The organism is Pseudomonas sp. GW821-FHT09C08, assembly GCF_059418125.1.
Genome location: NZ_JBWKPG010000018.1, coordinates 1 through 15807, shown reverse-complemented (window position 1 = coordinate 15807; position 15807 = coordinate 1). Strand labels below are relative to the sequence as shown.

At 61.5% G+C, this 15807-nt stretch carries 17 protein-coding genes; 7 read left to right on the top strand and 10 right to left on the bottom strand.

Annotated elements, in window-relative coordinates; translation table 11 throughout:
- Nucleotides 1-137: 137 nt before the first annotated feature.
- Nucleotides 138-596 carry a VOC family protein gene (locus AC07OJ_RS30245; RefSeq protein ID WP_065901297.1) on the bottom strand — a complete coding sequence of 153 codons (459 nt, stop codon included), beginning with the start codon at nt 594-596 and terminating at the stop codon, nt 138-140.
- A 226-nt stretch (nt 597-822) separates the two neighbouring features.
- Here AC07OJ_RS30245 and AC07OJ_RS30240 point away from each other — a divergent pair, with 226 nt between their 5' ends.
- From AC07OJ_RS30240 to AC07OJ_RS30230, 3 genes are read left to right on the top strand one after another with little or no spacing between them, the layout of a single operon-like run.
- Nucleotides 823-2046, top strand: coding sequence for an SfnB family sulfur acquisition oxidoreductase (locus AC07OJ_RS30240; protein WP_495095766.1), 1224 nt, complete (start codon nt 823-825; stop codon nt 2044-2046).
- 3 nt (nt 2047-2049) lie between these two features.
- The gene (locus AC07OJ_RS30235; protein WP_495095765.1) at nt 2050-2715 is read left to right on the top strand and encodes a methionine ABC transporter permease; all 666 of its coding nucleotides are present in this window, start codon (nt 2050-2052) and stop codon (nt 2713-2715) included.
- 30 nt (nt 2716-2745) lie between these two features.
- Nucleotides 2746-3516: a MetQ/NlpA family ABC transporter substrate-binding protein gene (locus AC07OJ_RS30230; protein WP_065901290.1), complete on the top strand. Its 771-nt coding sequence runs from the start codon at nt 2746-2748 to the stop codon at nt 3514-3516.
- Between the two features lie 121 nt (nt 3517-3637).
- On the opposite strand, the gene soxR is transcribed toward AC07OJ_RS30230, so the two are convergent.
- Nucleotides 3638-4087, bottom strand: a complete 450-nt coding sequence (soxR, locus tag AC07OJ_RS30225; protein ID WP_065901289.1) for a redox-sensitive transcriptional activator SoxR — start codon at nt 4085-4087, stop codon at nt 3638-3640.
- Between the two features lie 100 nt (nt 4088-4187).
- On the opposite strand from soxR, the gene AC07OJ_RS30220 reads away from it, so the two are divergent.
- On the top strand, nt 4188-4553 hold the full coding sequence (locus tag AC07OJ_RS30220; protein WP_495095764.1) for an antibiotic biosynthesis monooxygenase: 366 nt from the start codon (nt 4188-4190) through the stop codon (nt 4551-4553).
- On the opposite strand, the gene AC07OJ_RS30215 is transcribed toward AC07OJ_RS30220, so the two are convergent.
- The 4 genes from AC07OJ_RS30215 to msuE all read right to left on the bottom strand — a co-directional run bounded on the left by AC07OJ_RS30215 (nt 4542) and on the right by msuE (nt 8747).
- Complete coding sequence (locus AC07OJ_RS30215; protein WP_213551813.1) at nt 4542-5645, bottom strand: sigma-54 interaction domain-containing protein; 1104 nt, start codon at nt 5643-5645, stop codon at nt 4542-4544. The genes AC07OJ_RS30220 and AC07OJ_RS30215 overlap by 12 nt on opposite strands.
- Nucleotides 5646-5656: 11 nt before the next feature.
- The gene (locus tag AC07OJ_RS30210) at nt 5657-6844 is read right to left on the bottom strand and encodes an acyl-CoA dehydrogenase family protein (RefSeq protein WP_262133849.1); all 1188 of its coding nucleotides are present in this window, start codon (nt 6842-6844) and stop codon (nt 5657-5659) included.
- A gap of 187 nt (nt 6845-7031) precedes the next feature.
- Complete coding sequence (gene ssuD / locus AC07OJ_RS30205; RefSeq protein WP_106804635.1) at nt 7032-8174, bottom strand: FMNH2-dependent alkanesulfonate monooxygenase; 1143 nt, start codon at nt 8172-8174, stop codon at nt 7032-7034.
- Nucleotides 8175-8183: 9 nt separating this feature from the next.
- Nucleotides 8184-8747, bottom strand: coding sequence for an FMN reductase (gene msuE, locus AC07OJ_RS30200; protein WP_495095763.1), 564 nt, complete (start codon nt 8745-8747; stop codon nt 8184-8186).
- Nucleotides 8748-9145: 398 nt separating this feature from the next.
- Between msuE and AC07OJ_RS30195 the strand changes: the two genes are divergently transcribed.
- The 3 genes from AC07OJ_RS30195 to AC07OJ_RS30185 all read left to right on the top strand — a co-directional run bounded on the left by AC07OJ_RS30195 (nt 9146) and on the right by AC07OJ_RS30185 (nt 12668).
- Entirely contained in the window at nt 9146-9415 is a 270-nt protein-coding gene (locus AC07OJ_RS30195) for a hypothetical protein (RefSeq protein WP_065901276.1), read from the top strand.
- Nucleotides 9416-9648: 233 nt separating this feature from the next.
- Complete coding sequence (locus AC07OJ_RS30190) at nt 9649-10809, top strand: cysteine desulfurase family protein (protein ID WP_065901274.1); 1161 nt, start codon at nt 9649-9651, stop codon at nt 10807-10809.
- A 50-nt stretch (nt 10810-10859) separates the two neighbouring features.
- Nucleotides 10860-12668, top strand: a complete 1809-nt coding sequence (locus tag AC07OJ_RS30185) for an aminopeptidase P family protein (protein WP_495007088.1) — start codon at nt 10860-10862, stop codon at nt 12666-12668.
- A gap of 105 nt (nt 12669-12773) precedes the next feature.
- On the opposite strand, the gene AC07OJ_RS30180 is transcribed toward AC07OJ_RS30185, so the two are convergent.
- The 4 genes from AC07OJ_RS30180 to rhtA form a co-directional block, all read right to left on the bottom strand.
- Nucleotides 12774-13364 (bottom strand): 2-hydroxychromene-2-carboxylate isomerase, encoded by a 591-nt coding sequence (locus AC07OJ_RS30180; protein ID WP_201143880.1) that lies wholly within the window; start codon nt 13362-13364, stop codon nt 12774-12776.
- 36 nt (nt 13365-13400) lie between these two features.
- Entirely contained in the window at nt 13401-14132 is a 732-nt protein-coding gene (locus tag AC07OJ_RS30175; RefSeq protein WP_065901265.1) for an SDR family oxidoreductase, read from the bottom strand.
- Between the two features lie 111 nt (nt 14133-14243).
- Nucleotides 14244-14525 carry a hypothetical protein gene (locus AC07OJ_RS30170; RefSeq protein ID WP_065901262.1) on the bottom strand — a complete coding sequence of 94 codons (282 nt, stop codon included), beginning with the start codon at nt 14523-14525 and terminating at the stop codon, nt 14244-14246.
- Between the two features lie 165 nt (nt 14526-14690).
- A complete protein-coding gene (gene rhtA, locus AC07OJ_RS30165) occupies nt 14691-15578 on the bottom strand; it encodes a threonine/homoserine exporter RhtA (RefSeq protein WP_106804630.1) in 888 nt (295 codons plus the stop codon).
- Nucleotides 15579-15807: the final 229 nt, after the last annotated feature.

Sequence of the window (15807 nt, the reverse complement as noted above, 5' to 3'; positions counted from 1 at the left end):
GAAAGCGTGGAGGGGTTGTTCATGAAGTGTGTAGGAGCTGGCTTGCCCGCAATGAAATCGACTCGGTATGCCGGATAGAACGAGTGGTCTGCATCGCAGGCAAGCGCCCACATTTGATCGCCATGGCCTCAGGTATTTCAGCCTTGCTTGAACATCTCCATGGCACGCTGGCGGATCTGCTCCTCGGTCAGGTTCTCCTTGCGCGTCGCGAGGAACCACAGGTGGCCGAACGGATCCTTCACGCTCGCGGAGCGGTCGCCGTAGAACTGGTCCTTCGGCTCCGACACCACCGTGGCGCCGGCAGCCACGGCTTGTTTGAATTGCGCGTCGACGTCGTTCACATACAGGTGCAAGCCGACACTGGTGTGTGCGTCGGGATTGCGCAGGGCCATCTCCGCGCAGGGTGTGCCGAGCATGATCGCCGAATCACCGATGCGCAGCTCGGCATGCCCGACTTTGCCGTCGGGCATGTCCAGGCGCATGACCTGCGTGGCGCCGAAGGCTTTCTTGTAGAACTCGATGGCTTGCGCGGCGTTGTCGATGCCCATATAAGGCGTGACGCTGTGATAGCCCTCGGGAATGGGTTTAACGCTCATATCGTTCTCCTCAGGTGGTGGTTATGGAGGCACGGCCTCTTCACTATAGGCCACGTATCGCGCGGCCTGCGGGCAGCCGACGAGGTGTTCGCCAGGCAACAGTGAACGGGCAGATTGCTGCGCCATAAGCGCCGTCGCGACGCTTTTACAGGGCCAGGCCGTGTGTTTGCGGGCACGGCACAGAAGCTGCAATGCCTCAGGCAAACCATTCGCCCGAGAGCGCTGTATGTCTTTACTGCCTGTATCTGCCGATTACCCGATCCACAGCCCCCACGCCGAGTTGATTTGCGACGAAGCCCAGGCCATTGCCGTCGCCCACCGTGTCGCCGCGGTGTTGCTGGAGCAGGACGCCGAGCGCGACCGCACGCGGCAAGTGCCCGCCGAGGTCGTCGACCTGTATTCCAACAGCGGCCTCTGGGGCATCAGCGTGCCGCGCGAGTTCGGTGGGGCGCAGGTGTCCTACGCGGTGCTGGCCCAGGTGATCGCGATTATTTCGGCGGCCGACCCGTCCCTGGGGCAGATCCCGCAGAACCACTACTGCCTGCTCGAAGATATCCGCCTGCAGGGCACGCCCGAACAGCAGGCGCATTTCTTCGGCCTGGCCCTGCAAGGCCATCGGTTTGCCAATGCGCTGTCGGAAACCGGCGGCAAGAATGTGCAGGACATCCAGGCGACGATCCGCCGCGAAGGCGACGGCTATGTGATCAACGGGCGCAAGGGTTATTGCACCGGTTCGCTGTACGCCCATTGGCTGGCGGTGCTGGCGCTGGACGAGCAGCAAAATGCCCAGTTGGCCTTTGTGCCGCGGGGGACCGAGGGGCTGGTCGTGGTGGATGACTGGGACAGCATGGGCCAGCGCACCACTTCCAGCGGCACGGTGCTGGCGCAGGACCTGCGGGTGCCGGCGTTCAATCTGTTTGCTACTCACAAGTCCTACGATTCACCGACTTTGGCCGGCCCGTTCGCACAGCTGACCACTGCCGCCATCGACGCCGGTATTGCCCGCGCCGCGCTGCGTGACACGGTCGCGTTCGTGCAGCAATTCGCGCGGCCGTGGATCGACGCCGGGGTGGAAAAAGCCAGCGAAGACCCGCTGACCATCATCCAGGTCGGCGCGCTGGATATTCGCCTGGAGGCCGCTGAGGCGCTGCTCGAACGTGCCGGTCGGGCCCTTGATGCCGCTCGCCCGGCACCGGATGAAGACTCCGTCGCCCACGCCTCCCTGGCCGTGGCCCGCGCCAAGGTCCTGACCACCGAAATCGCCATCGAAGCCAGTAACAAACTGTTCGAACTCGGTGGCACGCGCTCCACCCTGAAAAAGCACAACTTCGACCGTCACTGGCGCAACGCGCGAGTCCACACGCTGCATGACCCGGTGCGCTGGAAATACCACGTGGTGGGCAACTGGCTGCTCAACGGCGCCAAGCCACCCCGCCACGATTGGTCGTGATGCATGGCTGAATTATTCAAGAACATCTACTGGGCCGATATCGGCCAGGCCTGCCTGGAAACCCTCAGCATGCTCACTGCGGCGCTGGGTTTTACCGTGCTGCTGGGCTTGCCGCTGGGCGTGCTGCTGTTTCTCACCGGCAAGCGCCAGTTGCATGAAGCACTGGTGGTGTACCGGCTGCTGTCGGTGGTGGTCAACGTGCTGCGTTCGCTGCCGTTCATCATCCTGCTGATTGTGCTGATCCCGCTGACCACCTTGCTGGTCGGTACCTCCCTCGGCGTAACGGGCACCATCCCGCCGCTGGTGGTGGGTTGCACGCCGTTCTTTGCACGGCTGGTGGAAACCGCGCTGCGCGAAGTCGATCGCGGCGTGGTGGAGGCTACCCAATCGATGGGCGCCAGTACCTGGCAGGTGATTCGCCACACGCTGTTGCCGGAAGCCCGCGGCGGGCTGCTGGCGGCGGTGACCGTCACCGCGATTGTGCTGGTGGACTACACCGCCATGGCCGGGGTGATCGGTGGCGGAGGCCTGGGTGACCTGGCGATTCGCTATGGCTACCAGCGGTTCCAGACCGACGTGATGGTGGTCACCGTGGTGCTGTTGCTGGTGCTGGTCCAGGCACTGCAGATGACCGGTGATCGTTTGGTGGCGCGATACAGCCGCCGTTAATGCCTCTTACAAACTGCCTTTGGAGCACCCATGAAAAAGTCCCTGGCCATCTTGGCCGCTGTCCTGTCGATGAATGCCTTTGCCAATGAAAAGTTGATCGTGGGCGCCACACCCGTGCCTCACGCGGAGATCCTCGAGTTCGTCAAACCGGTGCTGGCCAAGGAGGGCGTGGACTTGCAGATCAAAGTCTTCACCGACTTCATCCAGCCCAACCAGCAACTGGCGCTGAAGAACATCGACGCCAATTACTACCAGTACCGACCATTTCTCGATGACTACAACAAGACCCGCCACACCGACCTGGTGCCGGTGGTCGGTGTGCATATCGAGCCGTTTGGCGCGTACTCGACGCGCATCAAGAACATCTCGGAACTGAAGGACGGCGCCACCGTGTCGATCCCCAACGACCCGGTCAACACCGGCCGCGCCCTGGTGCTGCTGGATGAGGCCGGGCTGATCAAGCTCAAGGACCCGAGCAACACCCTGAGCACCCCGCGTGATATCGCCGAGAACCCCAAGCACCTGAAGATTCGTGAGCTGGAAGGCGCCTTGCTGGCCCGCTCGGTCAGCCAGGTGGACCTGGCCTTCGTGTTCGCCAACTACGCGCTGGAAGCGGGGATTGATACCAACAGTGCGTTGATCGTCGAGAAGGGTAAATCTTTGTACGTCGAGTACCTGGTGGCGCGGCCGGACAACATCAACGATCCGCGCATCCAGAAGCTCGCCAAGGCGTTGAATTCCGATGAAGTGCGCCAGTTCATCCTGACGCGCTACAAAGGCCAGATCGCCCCCGGTTTCTAAGGATCAATACCGATCAAATGTGGGGGCTGGCCTGTGCGATAGCATCACCACGGTGTGACTGGTTTACCGAGGTGCCTGCATCGCCGGCAAGCCGGGCTCCTGCAGGGTATGGGTGTGCGGGTCAGGATGCAGGGCTGGGTTCCAACAGTTGCGCCCCCGGCCCGTGCTCACCGAGCTGATCATCCTGATTGCGCAGCGGGCACGCCTCCAGTGACAGACACCCGCAACCAATACAACCGCTGAGTTTGTCGCGCAGCAGCATCAGCTTGTTGATGCGCTCGTCCAGGTCTTGGCGCCACAGCGCCGACAAACGCTCCCAATCCTGTGCGTTTGGCGTGCGTCCATCCGGCAAGGTCTGCAAGGCTTCGCCAATGGTCGCCAGCGGAATCCCCAGGCGCTGGGCGATTTTGATCACCACCACGCGGCGCAATACATCGCGAGGGTAGCGCCGCTGGTTGCCGGCATTGCGATTGCTTTTGATCAGCCCCTTGGCCTCGTAGAAGTGCAGGGCCGTCACCGCCACGCCACTGCGCGCCGCCAGCTGACCGACGGTGAGTTGTTTGTTGAGCATGAAAAACTCCGAGACAACGCTTGACCTTGACTTAACTAGAGGTTTTACCCTGCGTGGCATCGAATCGCAAGATTCTGCCTACAGAGAAAGGGGAGTGTTCATGCAGGTATCAGAGAAAAATCGCAGCTTCACTCAAATGATCGAGTTTCACATCGAGCCTCGGCAGCAAATTGCCCTGGTGGCCGCCTTGTCTACCCAAAGCGAGCGCCTGGCCCAAGGCCATGGCGGCTTTATCAATGCGAGTGTGCAGGTCAGCGACGATGGCCGGCGGGTGCTCAGCTATCTGCAATGGCGCTCGCGCGAGGACGGCGAGGCGGCGTTCAAATGCTTTGAGCACGGCGAGGAAGATTTCTGGACGCTGATCCGCGCCCACCAGGCCACGGCCGTGACCTTCGGTTCGTTCCAGGTGCTGCGCAGTTTCGAGCGCAGCCATGACAATGCCTTGCACTGCCGCCTAAATGGATAGGTGCAGCATCCGCTCGCCCTGGACGTTCTCCCCGGGGCGGCGCTTGTTCACCGCCAGTTCGCCGATCTTGATCAGGCGGGTGCGGGTGACGTTGCGGCTCAGGCCCAGCAGGTTGGCGGTGTGCACCTGGTTGTAATGGCTGAAGCGGTACGCGGCGCGTAACAGCGCGTCTTCGACTTTTTCATGCAGGGCACCGGCCTGTTCTTCAAAGAGCTTTTGAAACGCCCGCTCCAGCAGGGCTTCGGCGCTGTTGTCGGTGCTGTGCTGGCTGTCGTCCTGGCGTTCGATGCGCATGTTCGACAGGCGCAGGTCGTCGCGCTCGATCACGCCGTTGCGGCAGATCAGCAGGGTGTGGTGAATCACGTTTTCCAGCTCGCGGATATTGCCTGGCCAGCTGTAACTCTTGAGTTTGTGTTCGGCCTCGCGGCTGATGGTGATCGGGCCGTAGCCCAGGCGCTGGCTGTAGGCTTCGATAAAGTGCCGGGTCAGCGGCAGGATGTCGCCGGGCCGGTCGCGCAATGGGCTGAGTTCGAGGCTGACCACGTCGAGACGGTAGTAGAGGTCTTCGCGGAAATGCCCGGCGTTGATGGCTTTTTCCAGCTGCACGTTGGTGGCCGCCAATACGCGTACATCAATCGGAATGCTCTTGCGCGAGCCAAGGCGCACCACTTCGCGTTCCTGCAGCACTCGCAGCAATTTGACCTGGATGGCCATCGGCAAGTCGCCGATTTCGTCCAGGAACAAGGTGCCGCCATCCGCCTCTTCGAACCAGCCGGCCTTGGCACTGAGGGCGCCGGTGAAGGCGCCTTTTTCATGCCCGAACAACTCGGCCTCCACCAGCGATTCAGAGAAGGCGCCGCAGTTCACTGCCACAAACGGCCGGTTACGCCGCGCGCTGAGGTTATGGATATGCCGCGCCACCAGCTCTTTACCGGTCCCGGTCTCGCCGATGATCAGCACACTGGCTTCGCTGGGCGCCACTTGCTGGATGTGGTCGAGCAGCGCCTGGGATTTCGGGTCTTCGAAAACCTGGGCCGTGGCGCGGATCGAGGTCGCGAGGGCGGGCGAGGGCGGTAGGGTTAAAAGCTGCATGGGCACCTCTCTTAGGAATAGAACGTGGGAATCGGCAGGGACTGGTTCAACGCCCAGTCCCCCAGTTCGTGGAGTTTGTAGTCCACCGGATCGTGCAGGGTCTGCGTGCGCAGGTTGCGCCAATGGCGGTCCAGGCGCAGCGACGCGTGGGTGGAGCGCGCGCCGGTGACTTCAAACAGGCGGCTGCACAGGTCCAGGCCCTGGCGGGTGGCGGCGACTTTGGCGGTGGCGATGGCAATAGCCAGTTGGCCACGTTCGTTTTCCGTCAGGTTGGGGCCTTTGGCCCAGGCCTGGTCGAGCAACTCGGCGGCGCGCTCCACCAGCAGGCGCACACCCTCCAAGGCGACCCAGAACTCACCGTAGTGATGCAGCACGTAAGGGTCCTGGCGCACGTCCTCGGCTGAGGATTTGTGCCAGGAGCGGGTCTCGGTCAGCGTGTAGTTGCGCGCTTCTTCGAAGGCGCCTTCGGCAATCCCGAGAAACATATGCGTGAAAGTCAGCTGCGCGATCAACGGGCGCAGGCAGGCGAAGGGTGTGCTCAACGGGCCCGGGTCGAGCAGCAACTCCGACTCCTCGACGCGTACGCGTTCGAAGCTGGCGCTGCCGCTGTCGGTCTGGCGCTGGCCGATATTGTTCCAGTCGTTGTGCAGGGTGATACCACTGCGGCCGCTGGGAATTGCGGCGATCAGCAGTTTGCCGCCGGCGCTTTCATCCACAGCCGAGGCGATCAGCATTTCCGAGTCGCTGGCGCCGGAGCAGAAACTCTTTTTGCCGGAGAACTCGCGCCAGCCGCCGAAATCCTTGACCACGGTGCGGGTGTCCAGCGGGTTGAGGGCGTTGCCCCAGAACCAGTTCTTGCGCGCGGTCTGTTCGAACCACGGCTGCCATTGGTCCGGCCGCGAAAACAGGCGCACGGTGGCGAGCATCAGGTGGTGGAAGCCGAAGACATGGGCGATGGAGCTGTCGACCTTGGCGAATTCGCGCACGATGCCCAGGGTGTCGCTCCAGCGCGCGCCGAGGCCGCCGTACTGCGTGGGAATGCTCAGGGCCAGCAGGCCGCTGTGGCGCAGGGCATCACGTTCGGTCTTGGGGGTACCGCCGCGTTCGTCGCGCTCGACGGCGGTGAGGGCGAATTCGGCGGCCAGCAATCTGGCGGTCTGCAGCGGTGATGGCAGGACGCTGTGGGGTTTGGCTGTCACGCGGGGTTCCTCAATGTCTATTTCGCAATGAAGGCTAAATGTGGGAGCGGGCTAGCTGTGGCGAGGGAACGGGTTCCCGTTCGACTGCCTAGCAGTCGCCAGCTTTTGGGGGCGCTTCGCACCCCAGCGGGCGCAAACTCCCTCGCCACATAAGCTCCGTTCCTACATAAAGCCGATCTCACTGCACTCAGGCCTTGGTGGTGGGCAGTACATCGTTGGCAATCATTTCGCCGAACGGGCCAGTGAGGTTGGTGACGCCACGTCCGGCAAGGCTGGCATAGGGTTCCGGCAGCAGCGGGAACACCAGCTCGGCAAACCGATAGGCTTCTTCCAGGTGCGGGTAGCCGGAGAAGATGAAGCTCTCGATGCCCAGGTCCGCGTATTCCTTGATGCGTTCGGCCACTTGCTGCGGGTTGCCAACCAGCGCGGTGCCGGCGCCGCCACGCACCAGGCCGACGCCCGCCCACAAGTTGGGGGCGATTTCCAGGTTGTCGCGGCGCCCGTCATGCAAGGCGGCCATGCGGCGCTGGCCTTCGGAATCAAAGCGCGAGAAGGATTTTTGCGCGGCGGCGATGGTGTCGTCGCTGATGTGCTCGATCAGTTTATCGGCGGCTTTCCAGGCTTCTTCTTCGGTCTCGCGCACGATCACGTGCAGGCGGATGCCGAACTTCACGGTACGCCCGTGACGTGCGGCGCGTTCGCGTACATCCGCGAGTTTTTCGGCGACGGCGGCGGGCGGTTCGCCCCAGGTCAGGTACACGTCCACCTGTTCGGCAGCGAGGTCGTGGGCCGCGTCCGAAGAACCGCCGAAGTACAGCGGCGGATAAGGCTTCTGCACCGGTGGGTAAAGTGCCTTGGCATTCTGCACACGCAAGTGTTTGCCTTCGAAATCTACCGATTCGCCCTGCAACACGCGTCGCCAGATCCGTAGGAACTCGTCAGAGACTTCGTAACGTTCGCTGTGGTCGAGGAAGCTGCCGTCGCCGCGGTTTTCGTCGGGGTCGCCGCCGGTCACCACGTTGATCAGCAAGCGACCATTGGAAAGGCGATCCAGGGTGGCAGCCATGCGCGCGGAGACCGTGGGCGAGATGATGCCCGGACGAATGGCCACCAGATACCGCAGGCGTTCGGTCAGCGGCACCAGCGCCGAGGCGATCACCCAGGAGTCTTCGCACGAGCGGCCGGTAGGAATCAGCACGCCGTGGTAACCCAGGCTGTCAGCGGCCTGGGCGACCTGCTTGAGGTAATTGAGGGTGACCGGCCGTGCACCTTGGGTGGTGCCCAGGTAATGGCCATCGCCGTGAGTGGGCAGAAACCAGAAAACATCCATGACAAATCCTTACGCGATTTTCAGCAGAGAAGGGGAATGTGCCGCGAACAATGGCGCTGCTCGTTCTGCCGCCAGTTGAATACGGGCTTTCAGGAGCTCACTGGTTATTTGGTAGTCGATGAAGTCAGCTTCGGTGGCGTACACGCCGATCGGCAGGGTCAATGCCTGGAAAAAGCTGAACAGCGGGCGCAACTGATGATCGAGCACCAGCGCATGGCGTTCGCTGCCGCCGGTGGCGGCGAGCAACACTGGTGTGTTGATCAGCGCGTTGAGATCGACCAGGTCGAACAGGTGCTTGAGCAGGCCAGGGTAGGAGCCGCGATAGACCGGCGCCGCGACGATCAGCAGATCTGCCTGTTCAATCGCCAACAGTTGCGTTTCGACCTCGGCCGGCAATTCATCGCGCGATAGTGCCCCGCCGAGTGGCCGGGCAATGTCGCCCAGTTCGATCAGGTGGGTCTGGATCGGCAGCAAGGTGGCCAGTTCGGCCAGTACCGCCTGGGTCAACACGAGGGTACGGGACGGGCGCCAGGTTCCGCCGGAGACGGCAACGACATTCAGGGGACGGGTCATGAACAGTTCCTTTATCAACAGTGGTTCATAGCAGGTGTGTGCAACGTGTTGAGCAAGAGCTGTACCAACGGGTGCAAGCCTTGATTGGCGCGGGCTGCGGCCTTGCGGGTGAAATCGGCTGCTGTTGTCTGATTGGTGATTTGTTGAATGACTGTTGCCGGGGCAACAGTTGCGTGGCGAACAGTGTCGGGCAGCTGAGAGCCATTTATAGAGGGTTACATTTATTCCGTAAATGAACGTATTTCCATATTTATAGATCTTTGGGGAATATGAGAGGGCCGCTATCGCAGGTGCCTTGGCGGTTGATAGCGACTATCACGGACGATGATTTTTCACCGGCAAAGGGCGGGAGTAGCCTGTGTTCATTGACTCGAAACCACCTTTGCAGGGCCGCCGCCATGAACCGATTCCTCGCTGTTTGCTTACTCGTCGTTGCCTCAGTCCTTGCCGGATGTGCGACCCATGCCTCGCCCGAATTACGGCCTTACACCGCAGAAGAAACCAAACAGTTGGCCCTGGAGGCGCTGAGTCGTCGTGGCTTGTCGTTTGATGAATACCAACAGCAGCGCGCCGCACTGACCGGCCAGCCACAGAAATCCTTTGGCTTCGATCACCAGGGCGAAATGAATGCCGAACGCAGCGTGACATTGCATGGTCGTCCCAGTTGAGCCCGCGCTCAGCAGCAAAAAGCCCGAGGATTCCCTTAAGGAACCTCGGGCTTTTTGTTTGCCATGCGAGGACTTCAGCCTGTTAAGCTGAATTTCAGGAGCGTTCCTACGCACATTTAAATAAAGTGGCCCTTCTTCAATGGCATTTGATCCGGTAAACCTGACGACCTCTGTTCCGGCTGATGCCCCTGAGACGCTGTTCTCGGGAACCTGTTTTGCGAGTCTTAATTGTCATGAATAAACGTCCGCTGTATTTCGACTATGCCGCCACCACCCCGGTGGATGAGCGGGTCATCCAGGTGATGGTCGAGTGTCTGGGCTTCAACGCCAATTTCGGTAACCCCGCGTCCAGCTCCCACGCGTTCGGCCAGGCGGCCCGGCAAACGGTCGAGCAGGCGCGCCGCCAGGTGGCGGAACTGGTCGGTGCCCAACCTGAGCAAATCGTCTGGACCTCCGGCGCCACCGAATCCAACAACCTCGCCATCAAGGGCGTGGCCCAGGCGCGGGGCGTGGCAGGCGGGCATATCATCACCAGCCAGATCGAACACAAGGCCACCTTGGACACCGCCCGGCAATTGCAGGAAGCCGGCGTGGCCGTGACCTACCTGGTGCCGGACGCGCAGGGCCTGATCAGTGCCGACGCTGTGAGCCAGGCGCTGCGCGAGGACACCTTCCTGGTGTCGCTGATGCTGGTGAACAATGAACTGGGCACCGTCAACGACATCCCGGCCATCGGCGCCCGCGTGCGTGAACATGGGGCGTTGTTGCACGTGGACGCAGCGCAGGGCGCAGGCAAGGTAGCGATCGACCTGGCCGAGTGGCCGGTGGATTTGATGTCGTTTTCCGCACACAAGCTGTATGGCCCCAAGGGCATCGGCGCGCTGTATGTGGGGCCGCGCGCGCAGCAGAAGGTGCTGGCGCAGATCCACGGCGGTGGTCACGAAGGCGGATTGCGTTCCGGCACGCTGGCCACGCACCAGATCGCAGGCATGGGCACGGCGTTCGCCCTGGCGGCGGCATCGTTTACCGAAGAACAGGCGCTGATTGTGGCGTTGCGCCAGCGGCTGCTGGATCAGCTGGCGTCAATCGCCGGCGTGCGCCTCAACGGCAGTCCGACCCAACGTATTCCGCACACCCTCAGCCTCACGTTTGGCGAAGGTGAATTCAATGCGGCGGCGCTGAGCGCGGGCATCGCGTTTTCTGCCACCTCGGCCTGTAACTCGGCGAGCAACGCGCCCTCCCATGTGCTGCTGGCGCTGGGCCATGACGCGCGCAGCGCCGGCCGCACGATTCGCTTGAGCCTGGGCCGGTTTACCACCGAGCAGGACATCGATCAGGCCGTGCAGTTGATCAAGGCCGCACTTGCCAGCGCACCGGCGTTCTGGGCGGTCTGAATTATCCATTCGCAACACATAACAATTATTCGTGGTTAGCAGGAGACACAATGAGCACGCAGCCTTTGACCCATGGAACGGTTCCCCAGCGCCTGGCGCATACCCGTGAACTGATGAGCCGCGAGGGCATTCACGCCCTGCTGGTGCCGTCGGCGGATCCGCATCTGTCTGAATACCTGCCGGGTTACTGGCAGGGACGCCAATGGTTGTCGGGGTTCCATGGCTCGGTGGGAACGCTGATTGTGACCGCGGACTTTGCCGGCGTCTGGGCGGACAGCCGCTATTGGGAACAGGCCACCAAGGAACTCAAGGGCAGCGGCATCGAATTGGTGAAGCTGCAACCGGGCCAGCCTGGTCCATTGGAGTGGCTGGCGGAGCAAACCCCGGAAGGTGGTGTGGTGGCGGTGGACGGCGCGGTGATGGCGGTGGCGTCAGCACGGACCCTGGGCGGCAAGCTGGCCGAGCGCGGCGCAACCCTGCGTACCGACATCGACCTGCTCGATGAAGTCTGGCAAGACCGCCCGGCGCTGCCGAACCAGCCGATCTATCAACACCTGCCGCCGCAGGCCACGGTGAGCCGCGGTGAGAAACTCGCCGCGCTGCGTGCCAGCTTGAAGGAGAAGGGCGCCGACTGGCACTTCATCGCCACCCTGGATGATATTGCCTGGCTGTTCAACTTGCGCGGCGGTGACGTTTCCTTCAACCCGGTGTTTGTATCCTTTGCGTTGATCAATCAACAACAGGCCACCTTGTTCGTGGCGCTGAGCAAGGTCGATGCCGAACTGCGGGCGGTGCTGGAGCAGGACGGCGTAACCTTGCGTGACTACAGCGAAGTGGCTGATGCACTGCGCGCCGTGCCGTCGGGTGCCAGTGTGCAGGTCGATCCCGCGCGTGTGACCGCAGGTTTGCTGGAAAACCTGGACGCTGGCGTCAAGCTGATCGAAGGGCTCAACCCGACCACGCTGGCCAAGTCGCGCAAGAGCCTGGCCGACGCGGAACACATCCGCCAGGCCATGGAGCAGGACGGCGCAGCGCTGTGCGAGTTTTTCGCCTGGCTGGACAGCGCGCTGGGGCGCGAACGCATCACTGAACTGACCATTGACGAACACCTGACCGCCGCGCGTAGCCGTCGCCCGGGTTATGTGTCGCTGAGTTTCAATACTATCGCCGCGTATAACGCCAATGGTGCGATGCCGCATTACCACGCGACTGAAGAAGAGCACGCGCTGATCGAAGGCGATGGTTTGCTGTTGATCGATTCGGGTGGCCAGTACCTGGGTGGCACCACCGATATCACGCGGATGGTGCCTATCGGTACACCCAGCGAAGAACAAAAGCGCGATTGCACCCGGGTGTTGAAAGGGGTGATTGCCCTGTCCCGTGCGCATTTTCCCAAGGGCATTCTGTCGCCGCTGCTGGATTCGATTGCGCGTGCGCCGATCTGGGCTGAAGGCGTGGACTACGGCCACGGTACCGGACACGGCGTGGGTTATTTCCTCAATGTGCACGAAGGTCCGCAAGTGATCGCCTACCAGGCGGCCACGGCGCCGCAAACCGCGATGCAACCGGGCATGATCACCTCGATTGAGCCGGGTACTTATCGTCCGGGACGTTGGGGCGTGCGGATCGAGAACCTGGTGTTGAACCGTGAAGCGGGCAAGACCGAGTTCGGTGAGTTCCTCAAGTTCGAAACCCTGACCTTGTGCCCGATCGATACTCGTTGCCTGGAGCCGTCGCTGCTGACGGCGGATGAGCGTGAGTGGTTCAACGGCTACCACAGCGAGGTGCGCGAGCGCCTGAGCCCGTTGCTCAATGGCGCGGCACTCGAGTGGTTGCAGGTGCGTACCGCGGCTATTTGATCGGTTGCAGTCCAGGCGCTCGGCCAAGGCGTCGGCTATGTAGTCGACTAACGCCTTGAGCCGGGCGACTGGCGCCGATTGGGCGGGGCGCTTGGCGATCGAGATTCAACTCAAGGCTTCGCGCACAAACTCCAGACGGTCCTGGCCGAAAAATAGCTGGTTGCCTACAAACAGGCTGGGCGCACCGAACACGCCGCGTTGAACGGCTTGCTCGGTTTTGGCCTTGAGGGCGGCTTTTACGCTTTCGTCATTGGCCAAGGCCAGTATCTCCTGCGGCTCAAAGCCGTGTTCGCTGAGCACCGTGGCCACGACGGCGGGATCTCCCAAGTCGCGACCCTCTGCCCACAGCGCGCGAAACAGGCAACCCACCAAATCGTCGAAGCGTTCGGGCTGGTGCAGTTGCACGCCGGTGACAGCGCGCATCAGCACCAGGGTATTGATGGGAAAGTGCGGGTTGAACTTGAGCGTGACGTTGTAGCGTTGGGCGTAACGAGCCAGGTCGTCGAACATATAGCGTCCCTTGGCGGGGACGGTGATCGGCGAGGCGTTTCCGGTGGCCTTGAACACGCCGCCCAATAACATCGGTTGATACACCAACTCTGCGCCGGTAGCTGCGCACAGGGCCGGGAGCTGGGTATAGGCCAGGTAGGTGGCAGGGCTGCCGAGATCAAAGAAGAACTCCAGGGTTTTACTCATGGTCGCTGCTCGCTGATTATTGTTGTGGGGGCGTGCTTACCAGGGTTCATTCCAGGGGCGCAGGTCCAGCTCGAACGTCCAGGCGTCGCGCGGTTGGCTGTGCAGGAACCAATAGTTGTCGGCGATGTGCTCGGGGTTGAGAATGCCGTCCTGATCCTTGAGCGCGTATTTCTGCGGGAAATTGTCGCGAATGAAGTCTGTGTCGATGGCGCCATCAACCACGATATGAGCGACATGGATATTCATCGGCCCCAGCTCCCGCGCCATGCTTTGCGCAAGCGCGCGGATCCCGTGCTTTGCTCCTGCAAATGCGGCAAAGCCGGCGGCCCCGCGCAGGCCTGCAGTCGCGCCGGTGAACAGGATGGTGCCGCGATGGCGGGTGACCATGCGCTTGGCCACCTCACGTGCATTGAGGAACCCGGAGAAACAGGCCATTTCCCAGATCTTGAAATACTTGCGTGCGGTTTCTTCAAGGATGCTGCAGGGCACATTGGCGCCGATGTTGAAAACGAAGGCCTCAATCGGGCCCAGTTGCGTTTCAATCTGTTCGATCAGCGCGATCACGTCTTCTTCTTTTCGTGCATCGCACGCAAAGCCATGCGCTTCGCCACCGGCAGCCTGGATGCTATCGACCAGCGGCTGCAATTTGTCGGCGGTGCGGCGGGTGACACAGGCGACGTAGCCTTCGCGGGCAAAGCGCTTGGCAATGGCACCACCGGTTGCGTCTCCGGCGCCGACTACCAATACGATTTTCTTGTTGTGCGTCATGGGAACTCCGTTGGCTCGAATGTCGAACAGGAGTCTAGCCGCAGTGTCGCAAAAGGGCGGGTGGGTAGTGGGTGTTTGATATGAGCAGTCGGAGGGAGACTGCTCGGTCAATCACTTGCAAATGACGATCATGCTCCGGCTGGTGTAGCCCGCAGGGTTGAGGCCGAAGGGGTAATCCCCAGGTTCCTCTGAATTGTCACCGGACTTGGCGATCACCCGGTAGCCCTTGGCTCCGCACGAGTTGGTTGCGCTGGTGTAGCACTGGTCCCAGGAGGAAGACAGTCCGGAACAGTTGATATGCAGCCCTTTTTTGCCCCGCTTCACTTCTGTCTTGGTGGTCGCGGCACAGCCACCGATGGCCACGACCATTAACAGTATCAAAATTCGCTTCATTCCTATCCTTAATAGCCGCTTCCGCAATGCTTGAAGCCGGCTCTACTCGCTCTCGAGTCTAGCGTTCGTGCTGTCCCTGTCGACGTTCTCCATGAATGACATTCGTTTACGGCTTAAACATGGCTTAAATGAGCGGTAAATGCCAGAGCTACATTCAAAGAAGCGTCAATCCGCTGGAACCAGCGGCTTTGACTCCTTGCGCATCGTCACGGTGGCACCCACGGAGGCCAGGATGATGCAGGTGATGGCCAGCCATTGCGCCAAGGTCAGGTGCTCGTGCAGGAAAAGCAGGCCGGAAAGCGCGCCGAATGCGGGTTCGATGCTCATGAGCGTGCCGAAGGTGCGGGCGGGGAGGCGGGTCAGCGCGACCATCTCCAGGGTGTAAGGCAGGGCGGTGGACAGAATGGCGACGCCGATGGCGACAGGGATCAGGGCCGGGGTCAGCAATGCAGCACCCGCGTGCACAATGCCGATAGGTGCCACAAACAAGGCGGCGATCATCACACCGAGGGCGGCGGTCTGTACGCCATTGTCATTGCCTGCCTTCTGGCCGAACAGAATATAGAGGGCCCAGCAGACACCCGCCCCCAGAGCGTAGGCTGCGCCGAGCAAGTCGATGCCGCTGCTGGCGTCCCCCATGGGAATCAACAAGAGCAGGCCGATGACCGCGAGGGCAATCCAGAGGAAATCCACCGCTCTGCGCGATGCGTAAATCGCTACTGCCAGCGGTCCGGTGAATTCCAGGGCAACGGCAATCCCCAGGGGTACGCTGCGCAATGACATATAGAAGAGGAAGTTCATACCACCCAGGGCCATCCCGTAGACGATCACCGTGCGCAGGGACTTGGCGGTCAGCTTGGCGCGCCACGGGCGTAAGAGAAGCAGCATGATCACGCTAGCGAAAATCAGGCGCAGGGTGGTCGTGCCCTGGGCGCCAACAATTGGAAACATGCTCTTGGCCAGCGAGGCGCCGGACTGGATTGAAGCCATGGCGATCAACAGCAGGCCGACAGGAAACAATGCCGAGGCCAGGCTGCGGGGAGAGGTGGTCATTGGGGATGTTCGTCCGAGGTCGTATTAAGAGAAGCGCAAGCGGCTATGATGCTTAAGTGTTGAGGGTTGAGCAATATATTGCTCAATTATTCCGCTGAGGACCTCTATATAGCCTCAAACTGGAGGTTTCCCGGCTTGTTGATAGAAAATTCAAATTAAGGGTTGACGGCAGATTCTGGAAGTCTATAATTCGCCCCACTTCCGGCGCAGTCGAAACGGAAAACTCCTT

What these genes read in the sequence shown, in the direction of transcription:
- AC07OJ_RS30245 (WP_065901297.1), bottom strand. Translation starts at nt 596, where the DNA reads ATGAGCGTTAAACCCATTCCCGAGGGCTATCACAGCGTCACGCCTTAT.
- AC07OJ_RS30240 (WP_495095766.1), top strand. Translation starts at nt 823, where the DNA reads ATGTCTTTACTGCCTGTATCTGCCGATTACCCGATCCACAGCCCCCAC.
- AC07OJ_RS30235 (WP_495095765.1), top strand. Translation starts at nt 2,050, where the DNA reads ATGGCTGAATTATTCAAGAACATCTACTGGGCCGATATCGGCCAGGCC.
- AC07OJ_RS30230 (WP_065901290.1), top strand. Translation starts at nt 2,746, where the DNA reads ATGAAAAAGTCCCTGGCCATCTTGGCCGCTGTCCTGTCGATGAATGCC.
- soxR (WP_065901289.1), bottom strand. Translation starts at nt 4,087, where the DNA reads ATGCTCAACAAACAACTCACCGTCGGTCAGCTGGCGGCGCGCAGTGGC.
- AC07OJ_RS30220 (WP_495095764.1), top strand. Translation starts at nt 4,188, where the DNA reads ATGCAGGTATCAGAGAAAAATCGCAGCTTCACTCAAATGATCGAGTTT.
- AC07OJ_RS30215 (WP_213551813.1), bottom strand. Translation starts at nt 5,645, where the DNA reads ATGCAGCTTTTAACCCTACCGCCCTCGCCCGCCCTCGCGACCTCGATC.
- ssuD (WP_106804635.1), bottom strand. Translation starts at nt 8,174, where the DNA reads ATGGATGTTTTCTGGTTTCTGCCCACTCACGGCGATGGCCATTACCTG.
- msuE (WP_495095763.1), bottom strand. Translation starts at nt 8,747, where the DNA reads ATGACCCGTCCCCTGAATGTCGTTGCCGTCTCCGGCGGAACCTGGCGC.
- AC07OJ_RS30195 (WP_065901276.1), top strand. Translation starts at nt 9,146, where the DNA reads ATGAACCGATTCCTCGCTGTTTGCTTACTCGTCGTTGCCTCAGTCCTT.
- AC07OJ_RS30190 (WP_065901274.1), top strand. Translation starts at nt 9,649, where the DNA reads ATGAATAAACGTCCGCTGTATTTCGACTATGCCGCCACCACCCCGGTG.
- AC07OJ_RS30185 (WP_495007088.1), top strand. Translation starts at nt 10,860, where the DNA reads ATGAGCACGCAGCCTTTGACCCATGGAACGGTTCCCCAGCGCCTGGCG.
- AC07OJ_RS30180 (WP_201143880.1), bottom strand. Translation starts at nt 13,364, where the DNA reads ATGAGTAAAACCCTGGAGTTCTTCTTTGATCTCGGCAGCCCTGCCACC.
- AC07OJ_RS30175 (WP_065901265.1), bottom strand. Translation starts at nt 14,132, where the DNA reads ATGACGCACAACAAGAAAATCGTATTGGTAGTCGGCGCCGGAGACGCA.
- AC07OJ_RS30170 (WP_065901262.1), bottom strand. Translation starts at nt 14,525, where the DNA reads ATGAAGCGAATTTTGATACTGTTAATGGTCGTGGCCATCGGTGGCTGT.
- rhtA (WP_106804630.1), bottom strand. Translation starts at nt 15,578, where the DNA reads ATGACCACCTCTCCCCGCAGCCTGGCCTCGGCATTGTTTCCTGTCGGC.